4 protein-coding genes and 1 pseudogene are annotated in these 4416 nt (G+C 71.2%); all 5 read left to right on the top strand.

Features of this window, described 5'->3' with window-relative positions; all coding sequences use genetic code 11:
- Positions 1–176 precede the first annotated feature (176 nt).
- Positions 177–647 (top strand): MarR family winged helix-turn-helix transcriptional regulator, encoded by a 471-nt coding sequence (locus QM633_RS13125; RefSeq protein ID WP_415154213.1) that lies wholly within the window; start codon positions 177–179, stop codon positions 645–647.
- Between the two features lie 46 nt (positions 648–693).
- Positions 694–1872: an MFS transporter gene (locus QM633_RS13120; protein ID WP_415154212.1), complete on the top strand. Its 1179-nt coding sequence runs from the start codon at positions 694–696 to the stop codon at positions 1870–1872.
- A 129-nt stretch (positions 1873–2001) separates the two neighbouring features.
- Complete coding sequence (locus QM633_RS13115) at positions 2002–3234, top strand: toxic anion resistance protein (RefSeq protein WP_415154211.1); 1233 nt, start codon at positions 2002–2004, stop codon at positions 3232–3234.
- A gap of 9 nt (positions 3235–3243) precedes the next feature.
- Positions 3244–3813 (top strand): hypothetical protein, encoded by a 570-nt coding sequence (locus QM633_RS13110; RefSeq protein WP_415154210.1) that lies wholly within the window; start codon positions 3244–3246, stop codon positions 3811–3813.
- Positions 3810–4416, top strand: a pseudogene (locus QM633_RS13105) (AAA family ATPase); the annotation flags it as partial. The gene QM633_RS13110 and the pseudogene QM633_RS13105, both read left to right, overlap by 4 nt.

Genomic DNA, 4416 nt, shown 5'->3' with positions numbered 1-4416 from the left:
GGGATGACCGGATCCCGCCACTCCTCGGCCAGATCGTGACACGTGGGGCGGTAGCGACCGAACCGACGGCCGGATCGCGTCACAGACCACACCACGGCATCGCGACTACGTACTCCGGACACCCCGTGAGCGTCGCCCGATTGGAGTTCTATAGCTTATCTATGTATCTTCGACCGGTGACCATCACCGCCGACCTCGGCACCGAGCTCCTGCGTGCCGTGGCCCGACTCAACCGCTGGACGACCCGGCACGCCACCTTCACCGTCCCCGCCGCCCAGGCCCGGCTGCTCGCCCTGCTGGACGAGCTGGGTCCGACCCGGGTCAGCACGCTGGCCCACGCCGACCACAGCAGCCAGCCCACCGCGACCGTGCAGGTGAACCGGCTGGAAGCCGCCGGCTGGGTGCGCCGCGACGGCGACCCGGCGGATGCCAGGGCATGCCGTGTGTCGCTCACCGAGGCGGGCGCGCAGGCGTTGACGGAGGCACGACGGGCCCGTGGCGCCGTCCTGGCCCCGGTCCTGGAGCGTCTGGAGGACGTCGACCCTTCCGCCCTGGACCGGGTCAGGGACGCGGTGCTGGTCATCGGCGAGCTGCTGGACATCGCGTCCCACCCGGGCGCAGCTCCCGCGGCAACCACCCCGCAGTGACCCCCGAGAGGAACCAAGTACAGATATGTTGCGCCAACCACGCACCGTGTGGTCCATCGCTTTCGCCTGCGTGATCTCCTTCATGGGGATCGGCCTGGTCGATCCGATCCTGAAGCCGATCGCGGAGGAGCTCGGGGCCGGCCCCGCCGAGGTCTCCCTGCTGTTCACCAGCTACATGGCGGTGATGGGCGTCGCGATGCTGGGCACCGGCTGGCTGAGCACCCGGATCGGAGCCAAGCGGACGCTGCTGATCGGCCTCGTCCTGATCATCGCGGGCTCTGCACTGGCCGGCAGCCAGAACAGCATCGCCGGCATCGTCGGGTTCCGGGCCCTGTGGGGGCTGGGCAACGCCCTGTTCATCGCGACAGCCCTCGCCACGATCGTGAACGCCGCTGCCGGCTCGGTCGCGCAGGCGATCATCCTCTATGAGGCCGCACTGGGCGTCGGGATCGCGCTGGGCCCGCTGCTGGGCGGCTGGCTGGGCAGCATCGGCTGGCGTTGGCCGTTCTACGGCGTCGCGGTCCTGATGGCGGTCGCGTTCATCGCCACCTCCATCACCCTGCCGGCCACCCCTCCCACCGAGCACCGCTCGCGGCTGTCCGAGCCGCTACGGGCGCTGGGCCACCGCGGTCTGCTGACCGTGGGTGTCACCGCCCTGCTCTACAACTTCGGCTTCTTCACCCTGCTGGCCTACACCCCGTTCCCGCTGGGCCTGGGCGCCCAGCAGATCGGCCTGATCTTCTTCGGCTGGGGCGTCCTGCTCGCCTTGTTCTCCGTGTTCGTCGCGCCGCGGCTGCAACGCCGGTTCGGGACGGTCGCGAGCGTGGTCGGCGCGTTGCTCGGCTTCAGCGTCATCCTCCTGGCGATGGCGGTGTGGACCGACCGCAGGGAGGTGCTGGTCGCCGGGGTGATCCTGGCCGGAGCCTTCATCGGCGTGAACAACACCCTGATCACGGAGATCGTGATGAAGGTGGCGCCCGTCGAGCGCAGCGTGGCGTCCGCCGCCTACAGCTTCGTCCGGTTCAGCGGCGGTGCCGTCGCGCCCTGGCTGGCCGGGACCCTCGGCGAGCTGTCGATCCACCTGCCGTTCTGGATCGGCTCCGGCGCGGTGCTGGCCGGCGTCCTCGTCCTGCTCACCGCCCGCTCCCTGCTGAGGGTCGTGGACGAGGATCTGCCCGTGGACGCCGAGTTCGAGGCCGAGGCGCTCGCCCTCGGCGACGCCTGAAGGGCCGCGGGTCGGGGTTGTCCCTCAGGCTCCCCCGATTGCCCGGGACGGCGGCCCCGGCGGGCGGCCCTGCCGTGGGTACGGCCCGCTAGATTGGGGGCGAACGTCCACGAACCGAGAGGCCGGTCGATGACCACACCCGCGCAGCCGTCCAGCCAGGGCCAGGCCGTCCAGTTGGCGCCGCCCGAGATGCTGAACCTCACCCCGCCCGCGCCGCCGGCGACGATCACGGCGACCCAGGCGCCGGCGATGGCCCCGCAGGTGGAGGCCGCGCAGGTACCCGTCCTCGACGCGAAGGTCGAGGAGTTCATCACCGCGCTGAACTCCTCGGAGGAGAACTCGCCCACCTTCGCCGCGCAGGCCGACGCCGTGCGCAGCATGGGCGACGCCGACATCCGCAAGGCGGCCGAGACGTCCAACCGCCTGCTCCAGACCCCGGTCCGGGCGATCGAGTCCGGCGGTCTGGCCGACACGTCCAAGGTGGGCAAGACCCTGCTCGAGCTGCGGCGCACGGTCGAGGATCTCGACCCCGCGCAGGCCAAGGGGAGCAAGGGCTTCTTCTCGAAGATCGGTTTCGCCCGCCCGGTCACCGACTACTTCCGCAAGTACCAGAGCTCGCAGGACCACCTGAACGGGATCCTGCATGCGCTGCGGTCCGGCCAGGACGAGCTGACCAAGGACAACGTCGCCCTGAACATGGAGAAGCAGAACCTGTGGACGGTGATGGGCCGGCTCAACCAGTACGTCTACATCGCCGAACGGCTGGACGCGAAGCTGTCGGCCCAGATCGCGCAGCTCGAGCTCAGTGACCAGGCCAAGGCCAAGTCGCTCAACCAGGACGTGCTGTTCTACGTGCGGCAGAAGCACCAGGACCTGCTCACCCAGCTGGCCGTCTCGATCCAGAGCTACCTCGCGATCGACATCATCATCAAGAACAACGTGGAGCTGATCAAAGGCGTCGACCGGGCGTCCACCACCACCGTCTCCGCGTTGCGGACGGCCGTCATCGTCGCCCAGGCGCTGGGCAACCAGAAGCTCGTCCTCGACCAGATCACCGCGCTGAACACCACCACGTCGGAGATGATCCAGCGCACCTCGGAGATGCTGAAGGAGAACTCCGCACAGATCCAGGAGCAGGCCGCGTCCTCGACGATCGGGCTGGAGCAGCTCCAGGCCGCGTTCGCGAACATCTACGCGACCATGGACTCGATCGACCAGTTCAAGCTGAAGGCGCTCGACACTATGTCGGCCACGATCGGAACCCTGGAGACCGAGGTCGCCAAGTCCAAGGCCTACCTCGAGCGGGTCGCCCAGCAGGACACGCGGGCCACCACCCTGCCCGCGCTGTCGATCGACCGCTAGCCGGCGCAGATGGGCTTCTGGGATCGGGTGCTCGGGCGCGAGGAGCTGCCCGGGCCGGCCTCGGCCGAGGAGGTCGCCACCGCGCCGACCGCCGCGGACATCAACGCGTCGCTCGACCGCGTGGAACGGCTCGTCGCCGACCCCGCCGTTCCGGGTGTCGTGCGGGCACGCGCGCTCGCGATCACCACGACGGTGCGCCGGACCCTGCCCCGGCTCGACCTGCTCGGGCTGGGCAGTTACGACTCCTACTCGGTGGTCGCGACCGCTACCGACTACCTGCCCGAGGCGATCGGCGCCTACCTGCGGCTGCCCCGCGACTGGGCCGATTCGCGTCCGGTCGAGGGAGGCAAGACCTCCCTGCTGCTCCTGATCGACCAGCTCGACCTGCTCTCGGTCACGATGGAGGCGATCTTCGACGCGGCGAACACCACCGACGCCGCGGCCCTCGTCACCCAGGGACGCTTCCTGCAGGAGCGTTTCGGACACGCGCACGCGCCGGAGCTGAACCTCGCCGTCCCGACCCCGACGCCTGCCGCAGAACCGGCGGAGGCAGACACCCGGAGCGAACCCACGTCATGACCACGCCCACCCTGGCCGCAGCGCTCGCCGCACTCACCGCCGCCGCCTCGGCCGCAGGCCTCGACCCCGACGCCGCGACCCAGGAGGGCCTCGTGCTGTCCGCCGCCGTCGCGGAGTCCAACCGGGGCGCCTTCGTCGACTGGTGCCGCGAGGCCGGCGTCCCCGCCTCGGCCGAGGCATTCATGGACGCCGCCGTACGCGGTCGCCGCTTCCGCGGTGCCCCGACTCCCCTGGCCAGCCGGGCCGCCGCGTCCGCCACTCCGGCCGCCGGGCGGTACGCGCAAGCCCTGGCCGACGTGTGCCACGCCGCAGCCGTCCTCGGCGAGCCCGGGCCTTCGGCCCTCGGCGCGGCGAGTCTCGCCGCCGCCGCCCAACTGCCCGGTGCCGGACCCCGCGTCCCGGCCGCCTCCGCTGCGGAGACCGCCGACGAGGCGGCTCAGCGCGAGTTCGTGCGGCAGGCGCCCAGCATCCTCACCGACGTGCTGGCCCGGCTCCAGGCCGGCCAGCAGCAGCTCCTCGACGTCAGCCGGCTGGACCCTGCCGCCGGCGGCGCCTTCCCCGGGCTCGCCGGCGTCCCCCTGCCCACCCCGGTCCCGAGGCAGG

Source organism: Propionicimonas sp. (assembly GCF_047606205.1).
Classification (GTDB): Bacteria; Actinomycetota; Actinomycetes; order Propionibacteriales; family Propionibacteriaceae; genus Propionicimonas.
Note: the sequence above shows the minus strand (reverse complement) of the source record. Positions and strands in the feature narration are given on the sequence as shown.

Coding starts and splice junctions, on each gene's coding strand:
- QM633_RS13115 (WP_415154211.1), top strand. CDS start 2,002: ATGACCACACCCGCGCAGCCGTCCAGCCAGGGCCAGGCCGTCCAGTTG.
- QM633_RS13110 (WP_415154210.1), top strand. CDS start 3,244: ATGGGCTTCTGGGATCGGGTGCTCGGGCGCGAGGAGCTGCCCGGGCCG.